At 51.5% G+C, this 21,891-nt stretch carries 19 protein-coding genes and 1 pseudogene; 8 read left to right on the top strand and 12 right to left on the bottom strand.

Translation table 11 applies throughout. From position 1 onward, the window contains the following. The first annotated feature begins 16 nt into the window (after positions 1-16). Complete coding sequence (locus BY447_RS01215; RefSeq protein WP_110330290.1) at positions 17-808, top strand: inositol monophosphatase family protein; 792 nt, start codon at positions 17-19, stop codon at positions 806-808. A gap of 33 nt (positions 809-841) precedes the next feature. On the opposite strand, the gene BY447_RS01210 is transcribed toward BY447_RS01215, so the two are convergent. Continuing rightward, positions 842-1,279 carry a GNAT family N-acetyltransferase gene (locus tag BY447_RS01210; protein WP_110330289.1) on the bottom strand — a complete coding sequence of 146 codons (438 nt, stop codon included), beginning with the start codon at positions 1,277-1,279 and terminating at the stop codon, positions 842-844. Positions 1,280-1,458: 179 nt separating this feature from the next. On the opposite strand from BY447_RS01210, the gene hipB reads away from it, so the two are divergent. From hipB to BY447_RS01195, 3 genes are all read left to right on the top strand, one after another. After that, positions 1,459-1,707, top strand: a complete 249-nt coding sequence (hipB, locus tag BY447_RS01205; protein ID WP_095707189.1) for a type II toxin-antitoxin system antitoxin HipB — start codon at positions 1,459-1,461, stop codon at positions 1,705-1,707. Further along, positions 1,707-3,020: a type II toxin-antitoxin system HipA family toxin gene (locus tag BY447_RS01200; RefSeq protein ID WP_110330288.1), complete on the top strand. Its 1,314-nt coding sequence runs from the start codon at positions 1,707-1,709 to the stop codon at positions 3,018-3,020. The genes hipB and BY447_RS01200 overlap by 1 nt, the downstream gene beginning before the upstream one ends. A gap of 104 nt (positions 3,021-3,124) precedes the next feature. Next, entirely contained in the window at positions 3,125-3,331 is a 207-nt protein-coding gene (locus tag BY447_RS01195; RefSeq protein ID WP_033783119.1) for a type II toxin-antitoxin system MqsA family antitoxin, read from the top strand. A gap of 41 nt (positions 3,332-3,372) precedes the next feature. Here BY447_RS01195 and BY447_RS01190 read toward each other — a convergent pair whose 3' ends face one another. Continuing rightward, positions 3,373-4,260, bottom strand: a complete 888-nt coding sequence (locus BY447_RS01190) for a benzoate transporter (RefSeq protein WP_033783117.1) — start codon at positions 4,258-4,260, stop codon at positions 3,373-3,375. A 433-nt stretch (positions 4,261-4,693) separates the two neighbouring features. On the opposite strand from BY447_RS01190, the gene BY447_RS01185 reads away from it, so the two are divergent. Continuing rightward, positions 4,694-6,076: a M24 family metallopeptidase gene (locus tag BY447_RS01185; RefSeq protein ID WP_110330287.1), complete on the top strand. Its 1,383-nt coding sequence runs from the start codon at positions 4,694-4,696 to the stop codon at positions 6,074-6,076. Between the two features lie 114 nt (positions 6,077-6,190). Then, positions 6,191-8,236, top strand: coding sequence for an FUSC family protein (locus BY447_RS01180; RefSeq protein WP_110330286.1), 2,046 nt, complete (start codon positions 6,191-6,193; stop codon positions 8,234-8,236). A 334-nt stretch (positions 8,237-8,570) separates the two neighbouring features. Here the strand turns inward: BY447_RS01180 and BY447_RS01175 are convergent, their stop codons facing one another. The 9 genes and pseudogenes from BY447_RS01175 to BY447_RS01130 all read right to left on the bottom strand — a co-directional run bounded on the left by BY447_RS01175 (position 8,571) and on the right by BY447_RS01130 (position 19,149). Next, positions 8,571-8,915, bottom strand: a complete 345-nt coding sequence (locus BY447_RS01175) for a gamma-glutamylcyclotransferase family protein (RefSeq protein WP_110330285.1) — start codon at positions 8,913-8,915, stop codon at positions 8,571-8,573. Between the two features lie 226 nt (positions 8,916-9,141). Continuing rightward, complete coding sequence (locus tag BY447_RS01170) at positions 9,142-9,921, bottom strand: fimbrial assembly chaperone (RefSeq protein ID WP_323859476.1); 780 nt, start codon at positions 9,919-9,921, stop codon at positions 9,142-9,144. Then, on the bottom strand, positions 9,824-11,176 hold the full coding sequence (stbD, locus tag BY447_RS01165) for a fimbrial usher protein StbD (protein ID WP_110330284.1): 1,353 nt from the start codon (positions 11,174-11,176) through the stop codon (positions 9,824-9,826). The genes BY447_RS01170 and stbD overlap by 98 nt, the downstream gene beginning before the upstream one ends. Next, a complete protein-coding gene (locus BY447_RS01160) occupies positions 11,154-13,736 on the bottom strand; it encodes a fimbrial outer membrane usher protein (protein ID WP_110330283.1) in 2,583 nt (860 codons plus the stop codon). The genes stbD and BY447_RS01160 overlap by 23 nt, the downstream gene beginning before the upstream one ends. Further along, a pseudogene (locus tag BY447_RS23620) lies at positions 13,687-14,433 on the bottom strand (fimbria/pilus periplasmic chaperone). Before BY447_RS23620 ends, BY447_RS01160 begins: the two are co-directional and overlap by 50 nt. A gap of 57 nt (positions 14,434-14,490) precedes the next feature. Beyond that, positions 14,491-15,036: a fimbrial protein gene (locus tag BY447_RS01150; RefSeq protein WP_033783104.1), complete on the bottom strand. Its 546-nt coding sequence runs from the start codon at positions 15,034-15,036 to the stop codon at positions 14,491-14,493. 20 nt (positions 15,037-15,056) lie between these two features. Beyond that, a complete protein-coding gene (locus BY447_RS23445) occupies positions 15,057-15,671 on the bottom strand; it encodes a LuxR family transcriptional regulator (protein WP_013357870.1) in 615 nt (204 codons plus the stop codon). A gap of 1,497 nt (positions 15,672-17,168) precedes the next feature. After that, on the bottom strand, positions 17,169-17,684 hold the full coding sequence (locus tag BY447_RS01135; RefSeq protein ID WP_110330281.1) for an O-acetyl-ADP-ribose deacetylase: 516 nt from the start codon (positions 17,682-17,684) through the stop codon (positions 17,169-17,171). 301 nt (positions 17,685-17,985) lie between these two features. After that, positions 17,986-19,149, bottom strand: a complete 1,164-nt coding sequence (locus BY447_RS01130; RefSeq protein WP_110330280.1) for a thioredoxin domain-containing protein — start codon at positions 19,147-19,149, stop codon at positions 17,986-17,988. A 369-nt stretch (positions 19,150-19,518) separates the two neighbouring features. Between BY447_RS01130 and uraH the strand changes: the two genes are divergently transcribed. Beyond that, positions 19,519-19,941, top strand: a complete 423-nt coding sequence (gene uraH / locus BY447_RS01125; protein ID WP_013357866.1) for a hydroxyisourate hydrolase — start codon at positions 19,519-19,521, stop codon at positions 19,939-19,941. Positions 19,942-19,955: 14 nt separating this feature from the next. Here uraH and BY447_RS01120 read toward each other — a convergent pair whose 3' ends face one another. Then, positions 19,956-20,879: a LysR family transcriptional regulator gene (locus BY447_RS01120; protein WP_110330279.1), complete on the bottom strand. Its 924-nt coding sequence runs from the start codon at positions 20,877-20,879 to the stop codon at positions 19,956-19,958. A 153-nt stretch (positions 20,880-21,032) separates the two neighbouring features. Between BY447_RS01120 and BY447_RS01115 the strand changes: the two genes are divergently transcribed. After that, the gene (locus tag BY447_RS01115) at positions 21,033-21,782 is read left to right on the top strand and encodes an SDR family oxidoreductase (protein WP_110330278.1); all 750 of its coding nucleotides are present in this window, start codon (positions 21,033-21,035) and stop codon (positions 21,780-21,782) included. The last annotated feature ends 109 nt before the right edge of the window (positions 21,783-21,891 follow it).

Here is a 21,891-nt window from a genome sequence, read left to right as displayed (position 1 = left end):
AACCCGAGGAGTTCGCATGGAATCGCAGGAAAGAGTGGCGCGACTGGCGTTAGCGGAAGCTGTGGCCCGCGAAGGTGGCGCGACCGCGCTATCTTACTTCAACCGCCGCGACACGCTGGTAGTAGAGACTAAGTACGATTTGCAGGATGTGGTGTCGATAGCCGACCGTGACGTCGAGCAGCTGATCGCCAGCCGCATACGGGATGCGTTTCCCGATGATGGCTTTCTTGGCGAGGAGACGGGACTGCAGACGGGAACCTCTGATTACACCTGGGTGGTCGATCCCATTGATGGCACCAGCCCGTTTCTCAATGGAATGCCGAGCTGGTGTGTTTCTGTTGCGGTGCTGCGTGACGATATACCTGTCATCGGGGTGATTTTTGCGCCCACCTATGAGGAGTGCTATGTGGCGGCACTGGGGCAGGGCGCGACGCTGAACGGGCGTCGTCTGCAGGTCGATCCTGCGCGCACGCTGCAAAACCACGTCACGGGTTTTGGTGCTAACAGCTATGTCAGTCCGCAGCAGGTGGGCGAGATTGTAGCGGCGCTGCTGTCGGCGGGCGGTAACTTCATCCGCATTGGCTCCGGCGCGCTGATGCTGGCCTGGGTGGCGGCTGGTCGTGTCGTGGGTTACTACGAACCCTATATGCACGCCTGGGATTGCCTGGCGGGTTACTGCCTGGTGAAAGAGGCGGGCGGCTGGTACCACCCGTTTAACATTGAAGGCGACCGCATCACTAAAGGGGCGCAGGTGCTTGCTGCGGCACCCGGCGCCGAAGCGGACCTCCGGCGTATTGCTGGTTTGTAGCTCTGTGACCCGGTCACGCTGGCTGCATCAGGGTCAGCGTGATTCCGCAGGTCGTAGCGTTTTCGTCAGATAGTGGCGCTGCATTCCGTCCTGCGGAAAATCGGGCAGGGACATCTGCTGCTGATAACCCTGTTTCTGATAAAACGGCAGCGCCTGAAAACTGAAGGTATCCACCAGCGCAAACAGACAGCCCAGTTTAACTGCTTCCTGTTCCGCCGCTTCCAACAGCGCACGACCCAGACCACTGCCACGCAGCGTTTCATCCACCCAGAGATAATCAATGCAGAGCCAGTTTCCTTTGCGCGAGGCGATCAATCCACCCCGTAATATACCTTCTGCATCCCGGTGAGAAACCGACAGCGGGCCCCAGTTCTCCCGACTGATAAATTGCCGGTTGTAAGCCCCTAATCCTGCCAGTAACTCTTCCCGGTCGTTGTCGTTTTGCTGATGAGTAAGGGTAAATGTGCTCATCCTGTTCCTCTGCTAGCCATGTATTGTCTTTATCCCTTGCAAGGGATAATTTCGGCATTATCCTCTTTAGGGTATAATTTGTACTTTATCCTCTGTAGGGTATATAATGTACTTTATACCCTGCCGGGGATAACCTATCTGCGCTATGCTTAAAGCCTGTGATCCTGAAGGAGTCACCCATGATATACAGCCCGCTACAGCTGGCAAACCGGCTAAAGCTTATCCGCCAGCGCAACGGCTGGACCCAGAGTGAACTGGCAAAAAAGGTGGGCCTTAAACAGGCCACCATCTCTCACTTTGAAAATGCGCCTGACAGTACCTCGCTGGCCACGCTGTTTAAGCTTTTACAGGCGCTGGAAGTGAGTCTGGACGTAGTGGAAAAAGAGAAGGCCAGTGCGCCTCAGTTGCATGATGAGGATGAATGGTAATGCAAAGGCTGATTGCGTGGATGAACGGTGAGCGGGTAGGCGTGCTTACCCGGCAGCGAAACGGCGCTCATGAGTTTCAGTATGATACCGGCTGGCTGAGTAACCCGCTCTCCAGGCCGCTGTCACTCTCACTGCCGCTGCAGGTTAAGGCGATTACCTCACACGCCGTAGTTAACTTTTTCGACAACCTGCTGCCAGATAGCCCGTCGATTCGTGACAGGATCGTGGCGCGTTACCAGATTAAATCCCGTCAGCCGTTTGACCTGTTGCAGGAAGTGGGACGTGACAGCGTCGGGGCGACCATGCTGTTGCCGCCCGATATGCCGCTGCCCGCACTGCAGGCTCGCTATGAGGTGCTGGATGAAGCCCGGCTCGAGAGCGTGCTGTCAGCCTATCAGTCCGATATTCCGCTGGGGATGCTGCGTGAAGAGACCGACTTCCGCATTTCGGTGGCGGGCGCACAGGAGAAAACGGCGCTGCTGCTGACCGAAGAGGGCTGGAGCATTCCTGCCGGCGCTACGCCCACCTCACACATTATCAAACTGCCAATCGGTGAGATTAAACAGCCAGCCGCGACGCTGGATATGCGTGAAAGCGTAGAGAATGAGTATCTCTGTCTGGCGCTGGCACGTGCACTGGGTATTGATGTGCCGCAGGCGACGATTATCCGGGCCGGTAAGATGCGCGCTCTGGCCGTTGAGCGCTTTGACCGCCGCTGGTCGCGCGACCGAACCCGGCTGATTCGTCTGCCACAGGAGGATTTCTGTCAGGCGCTGGGGCTGCCATCCTCGACTAAATATGAGTCGGATGGCGGGCCGGGCATCGCAGAAATAATGCAGATACTGATGGGATCGAGCAATGCCATCGAGGATCGCTATCGCTTTATGATGTTCCAGGTGTTTCAGTGGCTGACGGGCGCAACCGACGGTCACGCTAAAAACTTCTCGCTGTTTATCGAGCGCGGCGGCAGTTATCGACTGACACCTTTTTATGATGTGATCTCCGCTTATCCGGTGCTGGGCGGTACCGGCCTGAACAGGCGTGCACTCAAACTGGCGATGGGGCTGCGTGCCACTAAGGGGAAGAAGACAGAAATCGACAAAATCTTTCCGCGCCATTTTATCGCCACGGCGAAGCAGGTGAATTTTGATCGTGACAGCCTGCAGCAGATCTTTGACTTCTTCGTCCGTGAGTTTCCAAAGGCGGTAGTCTCAGTGCGCGAGGCATTACCGGCCGATTTCCCGCAGCACATCGCGGATGCAATCTTCAGCCATTCACTGATTATGCTGGAGCGGTTACGGCATAACGATTGATGGCGGATATGAGCTGGCACTATCCTGAAAAGCCCTTTCACCACTCTCTGGCAAACCGCCTGTCAGCTATGCTTATCTGACAGGCTTATCAAGGGAGTAAGGGTATGAAGTGTCCGGGATGTGAAGGAGAGGCGTTTGTTTACGCCACGCGTGACGTCAGTCTTAATACGGGTAATCCCGATGATGTCGTGCCGGATGTGAAGGGTGATCACTGCATTCGCTGCGGCGCGGTGATTATGAACGCCGGAACGTCGGAATTGTACCCCGAAAAGGCGGAAGCGCTGGAGAATGGAGGCGTGCCTGTTAAATGATATAAAGAGCCCGCTTAGTGCGGGCTTTCGTTTTTACTCATTCACCGCTTGAGAAACTCTTCAAAACGGGCCTGATTATCCACCAACCATGCAGGCAAATATTCCTGCGTTACTGGCCGGATCACCATTTTCCGGGGTCGGTTCCAGATATCAATATTCTGCTCAACGCATCGCCGAATATGATCGGGATTGTTAAACTCAGGGAGGTTATTTTCTGTGTGAGAAATGGTCTCCATCTTCTCACTGATACGGGCGTCGGTCATTACCCATGAGAAGTGCCAGCCAGCGTCTTCAACTGTTCTGGTACGCATCTTCAGCAGCTTCCAGCGCCACCAGCTGTCTCTGATTGGCGTACCCTTGCGTTTAACGTTGCGTAGCAGCTCTGGCTGGCCTCTGAAAAAATGCTTCAGATTCTTCATAGTGGTCATTTTTGGCAGGCGGCAGAGGCGGGCAGAGCCATCGTCATTAAGAACCTGAACGTTGAATTTATAATTATAGAAGTTATGGTACAGCGTCGTGCAGAGGTGGCGCGGGCTGAACTGCTTCAGAGCTTCAGGGCGGGGGATTTCATCTACATCCGATACCATGATGATATCGTCGTCCTCAGCGAAGTCCAGGCCGCGCATAATGGCGTTGCGCGCTATCGTCTCATTTTCCCACGGATCGGATTCACCCGCCTTCACCATTGAGCTGCCAGACACGAAATCATGCTGATAGATCGTCGGTACTGAGTCATTAACGACGTAAATAATTTTCTCGCGAAATGCCGCAAACTTTTCGATATTAAAACGGAGTCTTTCTCGACGCTTACCAGTAAAGGTATAAAGGGATTCAACAATGACGAATTTATCAACATGTTTATAAAGCGTATTCAGTCGAAGCTCGAGAAGCATGTCTTCATCGTAGTAAAGGAAACAATCGTAAATCATTGGCTAACGAGCCTTCCTGGTATAATTTTTAAATCATTTGAAACAATTATACCGCATGTTAAGCGTAAATTTACCTTTTCCTTACGTTATCTGTACTTTTTGATGCGGTTAAAGAGAAAATATGATCTCGGGCAAAAAATTACACAATAATAAGGAATCTCTGCAACACGTACTCCACACTCATCAGGCCTGAGTAGAAGTTTCATACAGGTATCAAATAGGTCATGCTTAAATATTAAACACAGTGCATGCTCACAACTGTAAGATATAAAAAAGCCTGCACAAGGCAGGAAAAATCGTTACAAGGCAATGTCCATCTTTTGATAACACGCAACGAGTAAGTTGTGTGATGGTGGCACCGTACAGGAGAAACATTAGGTTTACTCTGGGAACGGAAATCACAATCACATCAATCTGGCTGCTGGAGTGCGTTATGGATGCCAATCGCTATGCCCTGAAAATAATCCCTTCACCGCCGACTTATCCCGGTGCCGCCAGTCCGGTAATGTCTGATGACACACTGCATCGCCGTCTGGCTGCCATTATTCAGCGGATGCAGCAGCAGCAGATTACGCAGCTGATTATCTATGCCGACAAAGAGCACGGCAGTAACTTTGAGTACCTGGCGGGATTTATTCCGCGTTTTGAGGAGGCGCTGCTGGTGGTGAATCAGCAGGGCGGGCTTACCTATATCATGGGGAATGAGAACCTCAAGCTGGTGCCTTTTGCCCGCAATCCGGGACGCTGTCTGCATGCGCCGGTGTTTTCGTTGCCCAATCAGCCGATGCATGGGGAGCAGCCGCTGGATCAGCTGTTAACAGAGGCAGGCATTAAGGCGGGTGAGCGCACCGGACTGGTGGGCTGGAAGCTGTTTACCGGCAGTCAGCATAAGTTATTTGATCTCCCGCAATTCGTTTATACCGCAGCGGCTCAGGCGGCGGGTGGCGATGTGCATCTGTTTAACGCCACCGGATTGTTTATCTCGCCAGATCACGGTGCACGTTGCGTTAACTGTGCCGATGAAGTCGCCTTTTATGAGGCGGGAGCCAATCTTGCGTCAACCGCGATGCTGGCTGCGCTGGATAGCGTGCAGCCGGGCGTCACAGAGAAGGCGTTGGGCGCACGGCTGAATGCAGAAGGGCAGCCAAACAGCGTCATCACGATCGCCGCGACGGGCGATCGTTTCGCTCAGGCCCGGCTCTATCCGTCAGACAAACAGATTTCAACTGGCGACAAACTTTCACTGACGGTCGGCTACAAAGGCGGCCTGACCAGCCGCTCTGCGTATGTCGTCAGTGAGGCTTCTGAGTTACAGTGTAACGTTTCTGACTGGTTAACCCGGCTGGCGATCCCCTATTATCATGCAGTAGTCAGCTGGCTGGAAGAGTTGCGAATCGGAATTACCGGCGGCGAACTCTATACGCTTATCGAAACGGTATTGCCCAAAGCGCTGTATGGCTGGCATCTCAATCCGGGGCATCTGGTGGCTGACGAAGAGTGGCTGAGCTCGCCCATCTATCCCGATTCACCGGTGACCCTGAAGAGCGGAATGCTGTTGCAGATTGATATCATCCCATCGGTGCCAGGCTATGGCGGCTGCAGTATTGAAGATACGGTCGGACTGGCAGACGCGGCATTGCGTGACGAGCTGGCGAGCCGTTTTCCAGAGGTCTGGCAGCGTATGACCCGCCGCAAAGCCTACCTGACCGATGTACTGAAAATCCGGTTGCCGGAGGAGGTGATTTTGCTCTCGAATACGGTAGGGTATCTGCGCCCTTTCTTGCTGGATAAGCAGCGTGCGCTGGTACGCCAGTAGCGGATTTACCGGCCTGATCTGGCCGGTAATAATTTGTAAAATTTAACTGAGAGTAAAACGCAGGCGCTTCTGTCAGGATACGCGCCTAAGAAAGTTCCTGGTTGCTCTCATTCGATGAAATGGTTTACCAAAAACGCGGTTTTGTTTGCCTGCAAAACCTCTCTTGCCGCGTTTATCGCACTCTCTGTGGCGCTGTTACTTAACTTCGAAAAACCGGCCTGGGCGCTGACCACCGTGTTTGTCACCTCACAACTCTATGCCGCCTCGACCGTCTCGAAATCGCTGTTTCGTCTGATGGGCACGCTGCTCGGCGGCATCTTTATTTTGCTGATCTATCCTGAAACCGTGCAGTCGCCGGTGCTGTTCAGCCTCTGTGTGTCGCTGTGGGTGACGGTCTGCCTGTATCTTTCTCTGCATGACCGCACGCCGAAGAGTTATGTCTTTATGCTGGCGGGTTACAGCGCAGCGATTATGGGCTTTCCTGACGTGGATACGCCGTCGGCGATCATCAACACCGTGATTTCACGTATTGAGGAGATTACGCTGGGGATCCTCTGCAGCACGCTGGTTCACCGGCTGGTGTTTCCGGTGTCGATGCACCATCTGCTGGGGCAGAGCGTCAATCTCTGGTTTCAGAACGCGCGCAAACTCTGTGATGAACTGATCAGTGGGATGGCAAAGAACAAATCGCTGGAGCGGGAAGATATCCTGATCCAGATGGCGGGCTATCCGCTGAATGTTGAAACGCTGCTGACCCACTGCGTCTATGAGGGCGAAGCGGCGCGTAATGTCATTCGTCTGGTGAGCGTGCAGTATCAGCATCTGACCTATCTGCTGCCGACCCTGACCGCGATTGAGTCGCGGCTGGGCGTGCTGGCCGAACTGAATATCCGTTTTCCGCAGTGCGTCACCGATGTGTTTCAGGCGTTTCTGCTGTGGCTGCATCATGACCGGATTAATGATATTGCCGGACTGCGTGAGGCGATTGCCGCCAGTCAGGCGACGCTGGAAGAGGAGTGGCGGGCAGGGCGACTGCCAACCGAAGAGAGCCTGCTGCTGATCGGCCTGCTGGAACGGCTGGCCAACTTTGTCCGTATTGCCGATGCCTTTGAGAACGTCAGTGCGCGCGCCGGGGATCTCTATAGCTACGAGGATGGGGCGGCGATCCGCAATATCCGGGAACACCGGCACATCGATAAGGGGCTGCTGAGACTCTCTGCGCTGACCGCTTTTCTGGCGACCTTTCTCTCCAGTCTGTTCTGGATTGGCAGCGGCTGGGCTGACGGCGCAAATGCGCCTCTGATGGCGGCGATCATCAGTTCATTCTTTGCCGGTGTTGATTCCCCGGTAACACCCATGAAACTGTTCGTGAAAGGGGTGATGGTTGCGCTGGTGGTCAGTCTGTTCTATATCGCTTTCCTGATCCCGCAGGCCAATACTTTGCAGGCGCTGATGATCTGTCTGCTGCCGGGTCTGATGCTGCTGAGTCTGATCATCGCTAATCCGGCGACTAACATGGTGGGGCTGAGTGTCGCTATTCAGATCCCTGGCTTTATCGGCCTGAGCCATCACTATGTTCCGAATCTGATCGTCACCCTGAATGCAGCCATCTCATCGATGGTGGGGATTATGTTTGCGGTGGTGCTGACGGCGCTGATCCGTAACAAACGACCGTCCTGGATTGCCAGAAGAGCGGTGCAGCGGGGACTACGCGATCTGTTAGGGTTTATCAAAATGGTGGAGCGCAATTCCGCCACGCTGCTGTCACGCCAGCAGTTTATTGCGCGGATGCTCGACAGGGTGAACGTGATTCTGCCGCGCAAACGGCTCGATCCGGTGCCGGATATTGTGGTGGGTGGGTATCTGATTACCGAAACCTGGCTGGGTGCGAACTGCTATGACTTTTACGCACGTCATCGAGAGATGCTGGAAGGGCATCGGATTGAGAGTGGACAGATGTTTCACGAGCTGGCGCTCTATCTGAAACGCAAGATGAAGTCGCTACAGCTAACGCCACATCAGAATTTGCTGGATGAACTGGACCTGTTACTGCTGCGGCTGGAGCCGATTGCGCGACAGGAGAGTGTTGCAGTCGCACCGTTAATCCATCTGTTTAATATTCGGGTTTCACTGTTTCCACATCAGCGCTGGCCGGAGTAAAGCGTAGAAGAGTCGCTGGTGGCGTAGAGAGAGACGTGAACAGCGACCGGAAGATATAAAGAAAGTGCATTTTAGTTACATCATACATTAAATCTTAGTTTAAAAAAAAGCAGGCATAGTGCCTGTTTATCTGGTCTGTCAGTAAAAAAGGCAGGGCTGAGGGAAAAAACAAAGATAACGGCACGGTTGTTTAACCTGCCATAATACCGATTTAAAATCAGCGTGTTGCATACTATTTCCTGTGAGCAAGACACAGATATTATCCTGGGTATTCAGGTACAACGCGCATCCCGCTGCGGCTGAAGCCAGTAATAAGAGCAGGGCGCACGCATCTTCAGGCGGGCTGGCTGTTTCCCTGTGGCTGGAGCTGATAAATCCACGCGGTGTAATGCTGATTATCTCCGGCAGAGACGCGAACTTCGACGCGATCATAGCCATCTTCAAACGCATCCAGCATCGGCCAGTGCGCATCCAGCTGGTCAGAGACAAACAGATAGCCCGGCACATCGGGGCCTTGCTCATCCAGAACGATGCCAGGGAAATCCGCCGCCGCACCCCAGCCACGCTCGTAGAAGGTTCCGTTCACCGAACCGGCCAGCCATTCTCCGCCAATGTTTTCCAGGATATGGGCATTTTCGCGGCCCGGGCAGAGCGTGCCATAGACAAATAAGCGTTTCATTTTCTCTCATCGTGGAATCCGTCGAAGCCAGCAACTTTAACGTGCCGTTAGCCGCTTGTCTTGCAGAACAGCGATGCTGCGATTCAGCCAGTAGCCGTCACTGTTTAAATTCTGCTGAGTGTCAGACACACCTGATGCGCAGAATTCACGTAGCGGCGTCTGTGACAATCGCAAAGTGCGACTTTTGGGTGCTCTGAATGTGTTAGCTGACGGCACTCGCGTGCCATTACTTAAAGACAGTCGCGTAATTAACCGGAATACCCTGGTCATTGATCACCGCATAGCTCACAGAATCCCCGGATTTCAGCGTGGCGTCACTGTTCAGTTGCAGATCAGACTGTGGAGCAATCATCAGGTTTTTTATCGATTGATGACCTTTGGGATTGACGTTCATGCTCATGAACCACGGCGTTGGGTTCGTTATCGTGATTTTATCTCCCGACACCGCGAAACGGATCTTTTCCGGATCGATGGTCAGCGGGGCATGGAGTCCTGCAGGCCGGACAAAGATTTTCAGCCGGATTCTCAGCGGCAGCACCACTTTGCGCTCAGCCACGCTTAATTCTTTTTTCAATGCCGGAATCTGGTAAATATTTAACCAGAAGAGGCTCTCTTTATTTGCGGGTAACGTCTGCCGCGATGTGAGCATCAGACGCAGCGAGCGCATTTCTCCGGGAAACATTTTTACCACCGGCGGAATAACAATAATCGGCGTGATGCTGGCATCAGGTGAAAGGGTAAGGTCACCATCGTCTGTCCAGATTTGCAAAAAAGTTTCGTTCTGGCCGCTGTTAATAACATTAAGTGACTGGGTCAGATCCGACGGATTAAAAACGATCCGGGTTTTATCTACATTAACCACCGCCCACACGCTGGTTGAGAGCAGCAGGCCAGATAATACGATAAGATTACTGAAAACTAACCACAACCTGTAATTGTGCATTGACTGTTCCTGCTGTAATCGTTTGTCCACTGATTGCTTCAAGTGAAGCCGTAAAATCGCCACTGTAAATATCGCTGCCGCCTGAAGAGATTTGCGACGTTAGATCTTTATAGGCATACCAGCCACGGCCGTTACCTGTGCCGGTCAGGGTTCTGTCAGGCAGTAAATTCAGCACCATATTATGGCTGTCATAAATCTTTATCCCGACGCCGGCGGCGGCAGCGCTGCTGCCATAATGTGAATCCAGCAGCCAGGTTAATCCGCCGCCAGCAGTCGTCAGTCCCAGATTCCTGGCCTGCGTCACCGCATTTGACTGGTTAACGAGAAAGCCCATCGCGACATTTGCTGAGGTGGTTGTCGAGGTTGAGGTGCCGGATAGGGCGCCAGATTCACACTGGATGGTGACGGTAAACGGGGCCTGACTTTTTCCGCCAGCGGCGAGCGTGTTCACGCTTACGGTAGGCAGCAACACCACCGACGGATAATCCAGGACTTCGCACAGCGCACCGCGCACATAGGTGACATTCGAGTAGGTGCTCCATGCGGCAGGCCAGTTACGGTACCAGCCATACCAGTATGAGAGACTGTCCTGACCCACCTTCAGATTATTGGTATCCAGGCCCGGCCCCTTAAAAGCAATATAACCGCGAGGTTGTGTCCAGGTGTCCACATAACGATTACTATTGCTGGCGTAATAGCGGGTAGAATCTATTTTAAACATCTCATACAACACATTGCTGAATGCACTGGCCGGAATATAGATATAGGTACCATCGGAATACCAGTCACTGGCCGTCAGCTGCCGGGCTTTCCAGTAGCGACTGTAATACTCACCGGTTGAAAGGTTAGTCAGCCTTACGGCAACGTTGGCGGCCACATCATAATAAGCGCCATCCACTTCAGACGTAATATATTGCCCGGCATAGGGACTGTCGCCATTAGTGGCATACATTTCATACAGACTGTCTGCATCTGCCACGGCGCAGCGATAAAGAATCTGGTTAGCCGAGTAGGAAACATTGCTTGCAGATGTCAGAAAGCTGCCCACTGAACTGGCCAGTAACGTGCCGGAGGGCTGAAAAGTCTTTCCGCTATTGATACTTATCACGGAAGGCAGCCCCACGTTACCTGAGCAGGTATCACAGGCGCCGGTCCAGTATGCGGCGGTATAGCCTGCCGCAATCGCGCTCTGAGAAAGGGCGGAGGTGGCGGTGACGACACTGCAATTGGCCCAGGCGGAGATAGTAAACAGTAATAAAAAAACAGGCAGAAGTGATTTTTTGATTCTCACACGATTAACCCTTGCGGCAGACGGCATCCAGGCGAACAATATCCTCATTCACCCGACCGGTTATTTGATAATTAACAAAGCAGGTTTTATTGCCTTTGTATTGCCAGTTGACTTTTAAGGTTCCCGAGTCATGCGGAACACGTGCATATAACTGACCACCCTGACCGATAATTCCTATTACGGTATTATCAGCATCACGAACCTCTGTACCCATTGGCGGAATATCATCATCTTCATTCTTGAGTGCGATCAACACCGCTTTACCCTGCAAGGTGGCGAAATTAATACGTGTAACGGAGCCGGCATAAGGCACAACGCGCTGACTGCCGCCGCTTAATTCAGCATCAGCATTCATATAACGCGTGTCCAGACTGACAGTATTGGCCTGATAAGGGGTCAGTGAAGGCAGGATGGCGTAGCCGAACCGATCAATAACGGCACCCTGTCCATTGCGCACGCTGGCTCCCTGAGCGCCTTCCGCATGAATAAGTGCAAAGGTGTCGCTGGTATAGGGCCCGGCAGTAACACCGCCAGGGTGGATCAGTAACGTACCAGAAAGCCCTAATCCCGCCTGGCGGTAATTGTCACCCTGACCATAATTCGCTCTGATTCCACCCATACGCGTGTTCTGCTGAACATTTCCGCCGAACGAGGCACGGTAACTACCGCTATTTTGGGTCTGTTCGGCACCCCCATAGAGAGACCAGGAGAGCTGATTATTCTCGCCAGACGAACCAGTCAGAGAGAGAGTAGAATTACGCGTTTCTTTAGACTGATTGTAATTATAAGCAACTGAGGCCGTGTTATTGGCCCAGTTAAGCGGAACCGAAACATTCAGGGCAATAGTATTTTCGGTATATTTCTCCCGCCAGGTGTTATCGCCGTCATCCAGCCTGCTCCCATAACGACCGTAGTTCCAGGTTGTGCGCTGTCGGGCGACGTTGAGGCCATAACTGATGTTTTTCCAGCTGTTGTTATAACCAAGCTGAAGCTGAGTAATACGTGAACGGTTATTATAGTAATCCGCCGTGCTGCCGCTCAGGCTGATTAAGCCATAATTCTCCATTGACTGACTCAGGGTCACGGAGAAGTTATTACGCTGATGCAGCGTATCTGAGTAGTAACTGATGCCATTGTCCTGCTGACGCCGGACACCCAGCACATCCTGCAGGTCGCGGTAACCGCTGGTTGAATAACGATAAGCCGCCAGCACAAGGTTGGTTCCGGTCGCAAAGGTTTTACTGTAACTCAGCTCGGCGCGCCATCCCGTGGCGTTGCTGTTTTGATCGACCCTGGCATCGGAAAAGATGGTGTTCAATCCCACGGCACCCGCCGAAGAGGTCCAGACACCGCCAAGCAGCCAGGCCTGATAGTCCTGAGCCAGTCGCGAACCCGCTGTTGCAGTCAGGCGGTTACTGATACCGCGCTGCAAAAGCCCCTCGAAGAACGTGTTATTCACCGAGTAGAACTGACGCACCCGGCCTAATGCCAAAGAGTAATGCCAGTTTCCCGGCCTGACCGAGTCAGGAACAGAGGCATAGGGAACGGTAAATGATGACGTTTTTCCATTGGCCTCTGCCACCTCAACATCAAGATCGCCCTGGCTGCGGGTATTATACAAGTCGTTGATAACAAATGGCCCGGGCGCAACGCTGGTCTCATAGATAACGCGATTCAATTGCCGGACGATAACCCGGGCACTTGACGAGGCCATGCCACGAATCTCGGGCGCATAACCACGCCGACTCTGGGGACGCATCCTTTCATCGGTGGTGAGTTTGATACCGTTGTAAGCCAGACTGCCAAACTGTGAGCTCTCTGTGTAGCTGTCGCCTAAGGTCAGCAGACTGTCCAGCGGTTCAATGGGGCGCTGCAGCCAGGTTCTGACGGTAGTGTAGCGAATATCGCTGCCGGTCACGTTATTGTCGACAAACCGGAGATTGCCCTGGTGGCGCAGTTGCCAGTTATCAATATTGGTACCCGCCGTCATACCACTCCAGAGATACTGATACTGGTAGCCGGATGCGGTATTTTTGGTCCAGTTGTAGTTCGTATTGTGCCGGATGAAGAGGGCTGTAATCCCTTTGTCCCATTCGGCGACGGGGATAGTCCCGCGAGGAAGATGGATTAATTCAGCGTCCGGAATCGTTAATTGCAGCCGCAGTGAAGCCTGATCGAATTGCCAGCGCGCTGACGATGACCAGTGATTTAAAGGCTGACAGCCATCGCTGGCTATGGATTTGTTGAGTGACCTGAGACGCAACGATTCTGCCACCGCAGGGGAAAGACAGGGTTCAGCAGGCTGACCATTTTCTTCCGGAAGAAAGGTGAGGGCGACGCCACTTTTAATCAGCTTATTATTAACATAGATATCCACATAATAATTGCCAGGCGTGATATTGTGCTGATTAAATTGATCGATATTCTGACCAAAGGCAGAACCTTTGAACAGCGAAGGATCAAAGTAGTACTCCTCCGCGTGTCCAGACATTGAAAAAGTGAATGATGCACAGAATGGTAAAAAAAGGAGGCAAATATTACCAGGCTGAAATCGGATACTTTTCACTGACTTTTGCTCCCTGGTCATTCATCGCTGAAAGAGAAACCACGCTGTTATTGGATGGAAACTGAATTGCGCTTTTACACCTGACTGTTTTTTTAGAATAAGGGGCAATCATGTCAGCATCGCAGACAATTTCTTTTCCTGCTATTTTTATTGCAACGTCTGTAAGCGAAAGATACCAGGGCCGAATATTATTGATCTCAACCCCCTCTTTTTTTATTGCCACCTTTAATCCTTCGAAAATATTATCCGGCTGACTAATCCCTTTTGGCCGGTAAAAAATCTTCATCCGGTTACGTAACATTAAAACCATGCTATTACGGCCTGATTCACCCTGAATATTGGCAGGGGGAATCTACAAAGAATTAAACCAGAAGACTGTCTCACGATCCTGGGGCAATGAGATTTCAGGCATGAACCTGATTCTTAAAACCTGACCGGTAAGAGGCTGAATCCGAAACACCGGGGGTGTCACAATAAAAGGCGCATCACTTTTTTCGCCTGGTTGCGAATCCATATTGCCGTTATCAAACCAGGTCTGAATAACATAAGGAATTCTATCGTTGTTCTTTAACTGAACATCGACGGAGATCGCGTTACCCGGGTAAATTATACGGCTACCAAGAATAGTGACGCTCGCCTGGACTTTATCCGAAATAGACGTGAGTAAAAAAATGATAATTACAAATCTTAATGGAAACAACATAATGCGCGAAGCCATATCGAATATTTCAAGCGTGGCGTGCGTATCCGGTTTGCCAGATACGCACGGAAAATATTACTGGTAAGTCACGGCATATTGCAGTGATGCGGTTACCGTCCCTGCAGTGGGTGTGCCTGCGGCGTAGTAGCGGGCAGAGTAGGTGGCTGAGCCTGAAGTTTCACCCGCCTGTAGCGTCATATCGCCGCTGCCGGCGTAACCACTGGTCAGATTAATAACCGCATCCTTTGGATCGAGGATTTGTACTTCAACATTTTTTGCTGTGCCGGTATTGGTTAAGTTACCGGCAGAACTGACATTATTGCCGACAAATACCGTCGAGATTTTCGTCGTCTTAGTGCTGTCACCGGTACAGCCGCTCACGCCCACGGTGAAGGTGGTATCACCCGCAGTCGTGCCAGACGTTGCAAGGTCCGACGTGCTCACCGTTGGTAGCAGAACGACAGGGGATGCATTATTACCGTTTACCGACACTGAACAGGTTTCAGCGGTGACTTCGCCCTGAAAATTGATGGTGTTATCTGAGGCAGCGAATACGCTTCCCGACACCAGTGCAGAACTGACCAAAACAGCAAGACTGCGCGATCTGATTTTCATCTTCATTTAATACTCCTTTATCTTCTTTATGCGGAAAACAATTGATTCAGGCTGATGCCCATTTTCCTGCGAATCGCATCTTTGATGTTATAAACGCGCTTCTTTTCAACACCCATTTCACTGGCAATAATCGTCAGTGAAAGCCCGCTTGCCGCCAGGTCAAGAAACTGAACTTCATCCTGATTGAGTGGATTAACTCTTTTCCTGATTTCAGCTTTCAGGCCGAAATAACAGCCATTGATTTGTTTACTTATCTCGTCAAGAGACTGGTCTGCACGAATGACAGTTTGTATTCGCAAATCTTCTTTTTGCCAGTACGCCGCAAGCGGTTCCATAAAGCGATCGCTGACGACAATGAGCATTAACCCGGTGTTTTTTAAATACTCAATCCAGTTGCTGTTAGTAAAATACCTGACATTTCCCCTGGAGAAGTCAACAAAGACGCATCCTCTGCAAAAGATACTTTCATATTTTCCAGCCACCATATTCAGCAGGGATGAAGAGAAAAAATGATTTCTTCCGGGCCAGGTGGTAATTTTTTGCAACGGACATCGGTTATAAATGTCTGATGCGCGATGGGTGAGATCACAGCCATATTTGCAAGTGGCGCAGCGAATTTCCTCTCTGGTTATCTTTTTCATAATATTCTGGTGTGGTTGCGAGAGTTGTGATTATTTTATCGATAAAAATCTCCGCATTTCAAGGCGATGAAAATTATCCGCTATTTTGTGCATTCGGATTTTTCTTAAGGAGTAACCTCCATGTCTGGGCGTAAGATTTGTTGAAAATTCGGGACAAAAAAGGATTCCTATCCCTTAGCATCGCTGCAGGACCAGGATTTTTTTACGTCCATTAGGAATATTTGGCAAATAAGGCCACTTTGATCAATAAAAATTCCGCACTCAGAGCTAAATCTGCGTGAATTTTGATCAGTGCATTTTTTGTATTTAGCAGCCTGCAAACAGGTGCTGTTAAATAAATACAGGGTTAATTTTTCTTGTGCTGCCTCCTTATTTCATTTTCGATGACGCGACATTAATCTGGCTTGATAAAATTTGATGTTGATATGTAATCGCTAACAAATCACTTTAATTAAGAAAATTCCTGGTAAAAATTATGTTAATTGAGCCCCCTGGCAAAAATATTGATCTAAATCAGTTATTTAGCATACGGATACATCGCTATTTTTAACTATGTCATTAAAAGAAAAGAGAGATAAAGTTATTTTCTGATCGCGGGGCATTATTCAGGTTTTGTATAAAACAATGGATTGTATCGCGTGAACATTTACGCTTTTATTTACTGACACACTGAAATGAAGCGTGAGCACCGGCTTGACAGTCAGGCAGAGCAGGGACTTTTTGCCTCTTGTTTGCGTGACATTGATAGTGCTGAATCAGTCAGCATGCGACTGACCATAAAGTCGTTTCCTGGCAGCAAGGTTACACAGGCTTTTTCGATTGTTTCAGGATTTACGTAGCGACCTGCGGAGTAAACAGAGCGTGATGTGCATCGGCGTGTTTAAGGCCATTTTTTTAACGTTGCCAATGCGAGAGTATGTGGAGACGCATCTACAGCATTTCTGTGACCATCAGCAAGGGTAATGGCGATAACTTTTGCGTAGCGACGTCATGGTACAAAGGCAAAATGCATTTATCAGATGAAATCGGTGATAACGGTCTGATACATCAGGCGTTCGAACAGACAGCAGTCTCTGAATGAGCCTGAGCAATGCATTCGGTCAGTTGCAGAAGGTAAAGCTTGTTGTCGGCCTGCAAATCTCAGGCAGCAGAGAGAACTGACAAGAAGCGCGCGAGAAGTTGTTGCAGAAACTGTGCAGCGAGGAAAGCCAGTAAACTTTATGATCGTCGCGGACCAGAGAGCGTGGCGCTGAATGCTCAGGCGGGTGTCGTGATGCTGTCAGACAGATTTGCTGCAAGGTGGCTAACAGCCAGAATCAACAGAAATGGAGAGCCGGCCAGACAAAATACCGCCAGACTTCAGGCCGTAATGATCATGCGCATAATGTATATTATGTTAAATAAGGTATTTAATTCCTTCTTTCAGCCTGCATCTCTTCTGGCAGATTTAAATGCCCTGACGAAAAGACGCCTCCCCTGACCTTCGCATGCGAATTATCAGTTAAGCAGCTTAAGATAGAGATCGTAATTCTCTGCATCGAAACAGACTAAGTTAACGTTCTCGAGTGTGCGGTTCTCAGCGATGCAATGTTTAATGACATCTAAGGCAATCGTCGCGGCACGTTCTTTAGGAAAACCATAAATCCCTGTGCTGATATTGGGAAACGAGACCGTTTTAATACCGTGATAGTCGACAAGTTTAAAACAGCTCTGGTAAGCACGTTTCAACAGTGCATCTTCGTCATGTCGTCCATCGCTCCAGCGTGGGCCAACAGTATGGATGACATAATCCGCAGGCAAATTACCTGCGCCAGTTATTACGGCATCACCGACCTTGCACCCACCCTGACGGTTACGGATTAACTGACACTCCGCCAGAATCACAGGTCCGCCTGCACGATGGATTGCACCATCTACACCACCGCCACCCAGTAACGAAGAATTGGCTGCATTAACAATCGCTTCTGCGGAGACCCTAGTGATATCACCCTGAATTACATTTATTTTTTTCATCTGATCCCACGTTTTGCTTTCGTTTTATGCCCGAACCTGCAGAGTTAGCCTTTCTTTATTGTCACAACTGAAAATTTGCGCCGTATTCAAATATAGACTGCATCTGGTGAAGCGAGGTTGAGCCAATACAGACGCTTGTGTCAGCAATCCAGGGATGCACAAAGATATTAAGGGGATGCATTGGCTGCGATCTGTCAATGACGCCAAAAAACGCAGGTTTTCTCAGTCAGAATGAGACAAAAAATAAAAAAAGCCGGAAGGATTATCATCGTCCTTCCGGCACCCTGTTGTAGACATCGATTTATTTTCCTGCCTGCCCCAGGGCTTTATTAATCGCCGACTGCAACATCTCTTCCATCGCACCGCCTGGGTAAATCGTCACCGTCTCTGCAGTCGCACCTGACAGAGGCATAACAATCATTGCTGGCGTTCCCTGAAAACCGGTATTTTTCGCCAGGATATCCGTGCGGGACAATGTGCCGAGCATATCATTGCTTTTTAACTTACCGGCACCGGCTGCAGACACTGCCTTGGTGATATCTTTCTGTGTCAGCGCGCCCTCGACATGACCACTGGCAAAAAGCGCATTGTGGTACTTCATATAGGCATCGCCGCCCTTTTGCTGCCAGATTCGTAATCCGGTTTCGGCCGCCTGGAAAGAGGGTTTCCAGCGATAACCAAAAATGGGCCACTCTTTGAAGATAAAGCGTACCTGAGGATTATTTTTCATCAGCGATTGAATGATGGGCGCCTGTCGGGCACAGACGCTGCATTGATAGTCGAAAAATTCTATTACCGCGACTTTTGCGCCCTCCGGCCCGATAGCAGGCACGGTATTATCATTCAGCAGTTCGTCCTGATGCTGTATGGCTGCTGTGGTCATCGCTTTCATTTGCTCATCATACTGTATTTTTTGCAGTTTCTGATCCACTTCAATCAGTAATTCAGGATGCTTCAACAGATAAGCTTTCGCCAGCTCACCAATACGCGCTTCCTGTTCTGGCGTAAACGGTGGTTCAGCAACTGGCGTCTGCGAGAATTTTTGTGTGGCATTCCTATCGGTTACTGCTGGCTGTGGCTCACTCTTTTCTGCCACGCAAGCGGCCTCAGCAGACGGATTAACAACCGGTGAAGGCTGATCGATCTCAGGCTGTGGCTGAACCGGCGCAGAAGCCGCAGCTTCCTGCGATACCGGAGCGGCACTGGCTTCTGGCACAGCCGCAACAGATGGCTGCTCTGCCGAACCCGGATTGGATGGCGTTGTCGCCACAGAATCATCCGCTTGCTGCGATGCCTCATGAGTTGCTGTAACGGCTGGCGCTTCAGAACTGGCTGGCTGCTGATCCGGCTGGTTAAGGGTATTCACAGCGGGACCAGCAGCCGTTGATTCTGCCGCCATTGCCGTCGAAACGCTGGTAGCACCAGCCAGTAACATCATGGCCAGCGCCAGTTTATTCATTCTCATTGGTTGTCGTCCTGAAGGTGGGATTGCTCACGTGTGATGGCGACTTCGGCAGCGCCGCGCTGGGTATTTTCATTAGTGGGTTCTGTAACTCATTGACTTACGTCATATAAAACCGATTTAAGCCTGATGTCGCCCTGCTTTCTTTGCGGGATGTAAGGGAAATTTAACCTGGAGCCCCTTTTTCGTGGTGAGCTATAACCGCATTGATGCTGAACAATATATTGAAAGAGTGCCTGTATGATGTAACTAAAGTCACATCCCTCTCTCAGAAATTTCACATTTCCCTCGACGAATTATCCCTTTGACCTCAGGCACATTACTCTCTCAGCACTGTCACCCGACCTCAAACAGTCAATAAAGGAAACATTGATGAAAACTTCATATGCTTTGATTGCTACATTACTGATGACCTCTGGCGCATCCGCTCTCGCAGCCCAGCCGGCTACCGCGAAAAACCCGCTGAGCGTGCACGTTCTTAATCTGCAGACAGGCCAGCCAACAGCCGGTATTGAAGTTGAACTGGATCAGAAACAGCAGGATAACTGGGTGAAGCTGGCGTCAGGCGTCACCGATAACAACGGTCGTATCAGCGCCCTGTTCCCGCAGGACAAAACGGCCAGCGCAGGCAGCTACCGCGTCGTATTTAAAACCGGTGACTTCTATAAAAAGAGCAACCAGAAGACCTTCTTCCCGGAGATCCCGGTTGAGTTCAACATGGAAGCGAACGGTGAGCACTACCACATTCCGTTACTGCTGAGCCCGTTTGGTTACTCCACCTATCGCGGCAACTGATGACCGTCCGGCACTCAGGTGCCGGATTCCCCCTCTCCCGCGACACGTTCCGGAAAACTGGCCACCAGCCAGTCAATGAAGACCCGTAACCGTTGCGTCACGTGCCGGTTTTGCGGATAGACCAGATGAAACGGATAGCCCGCGGGACGCCAGTCGCGCAGGATCTCCACCATCTCACCCCGCCGCAGAATCGATGACAGCGAATAGCTGAACGTCTGAATAATCCCCAGCCCTGCCAGTCCCGCGGCCAGATGCCCGTTACTCTCATTGACGCCAATGCGATGCGCACTGGTGATCTCAACTTTTTCTCCCTGCCGTTCGAACCGTAGCGGAAATGGCTTGCCGGTTTGCGGCGAAAGGTAACTCACCAGCCGGTGCCCGTTACGCAGTTCATCAGGATAGGCAGGCACGCCAGACGCTTTCAGATAGGCGGGTGTCGCGCAGGTGATCAGCGTGGCGTGACCAATCAGTCGGGCGACCAGTGAAGAGTCAGCCAGGGGACCGCCACGGATCACACAGTCAACGTTATCGCTAATCAGGTTAACCGGACGATCAGAGACGCCAAGGTCGAGCGTAATGTCCGGATAGCGGGCAAAGAAGTCAGGCAACAGCGGGATCAGGATATCCCGCGCGGTCGAGCCGCCTATATCAACGCGTAAATGCCCGCGCGGCTTACTGCGCAGCACATTGAAACAGGCATCGATATCCTCCAGATCGTGCAGGATACGCAGTGCCTTCTCATAGTATTCCCGCCCCTCCGCGGTAACGGTCACGCGTCGGGTCGTGCGCTGCAGGAGCCTGACGGAGAGATGCGCTTCCAGCTGCTGAACCAGCTTGCTCAGCGTGGCTTTCGGCATGTTCAGCGAGTCCGCCGCGCGGGTAAAACTGCCGCTTTCCACTACCCGTGAAAAAGCTTTAATCGCCAGCAGCTGATCCATTCACGTCCCCCTATTATCCACCAGCATGGATAGTCATTTTCATTTTTGCGGATTTATCCGTCAATCCTGCTCTTTTACAGTAGCCATCAGTCCGGCAGCCCCGCTGACCGGGAAGAGATAAATCTGTTAATGCCACCATTCGGAGAAACGCTAATGAACGCATCACTTGCAGGAAAAATTGCGCTGGTAACAGGCGGAACCAGCGGAATTGGCCTGGCCACCGCACGGGAACTGGCGGCACAGGGCGCGCAGGTGTTTATTACCGGCCGGCGTCAGGCGGAACTGGATGCTGCGGTCGCTGAAATCGGCGGAACCGTCAGCGGTATCCGGGCCGATGCCTCTCAATTGCACAATCTCGACAACGTTTACTCCCGCATTGCGGCGCAGGCCGGACGGCTGGATATTCTGTTCGCCAACGCCGGAGGCGGCGACATGCTGCCGCTGGGCGCGATTACTGAAGAGCACGTTGATCGGATCTTTGGCACCAACGTGCGCGGCGTGCTCTTTACTGTGCAGAAAGCCCTGCCTCTGCTGGTTGATGGCGCGTCAGTCATTCTGACCGGATCAACCGCTGCTTCACAGGGTACAGCGGCCTTTAGCGTATACAGTGCCAGTAAAGCGGCGGTGCGTAACTTTGCCCGTTCGTGGGCGCTGGATCTGAAAGATCGCGGCATCCGGGTTAATGTCGTTAGTCCCGGCCCGATCCGCACGCCGGGGCTGGGTGGTCTGGTCAGTGAAGATCAGCGTCAGGGCTTGTTTGATGCGCTGGCCGCGCAGATACCGCTTGGCCGACTGGGAGAACCGCAGGAAGTGGCCAGAACCGTTGCTTTTCTCGCGTCAGATGCCGCCAGCTTTATCAATGCGACAGAGCTGTTTGTCGATGGCGGAATGGCGCAGGTCTGAGTGCTGATAACAGATCCTGTTGCGACGGCAGCGGGGTCTGCATCCCACCGGCTAAGCGCAGCGGTGTACTCAGCTAAGCCCAGCCGCAGTCATAAAAAGTCACGTTGCA

This window comes from Pantoea sp. JKS000250 (assembly GCF_003201065.1).
Classification (GTDB): Bacteria; Pseudomonadota; Gammaproteobacteria; order Enterobacterales; family Enterobacteriaceae; genus Pantoea; species Pantoea vagans.
This window is presented reverse-complemented; position numbering and strand designations above follow the sequence as displayed.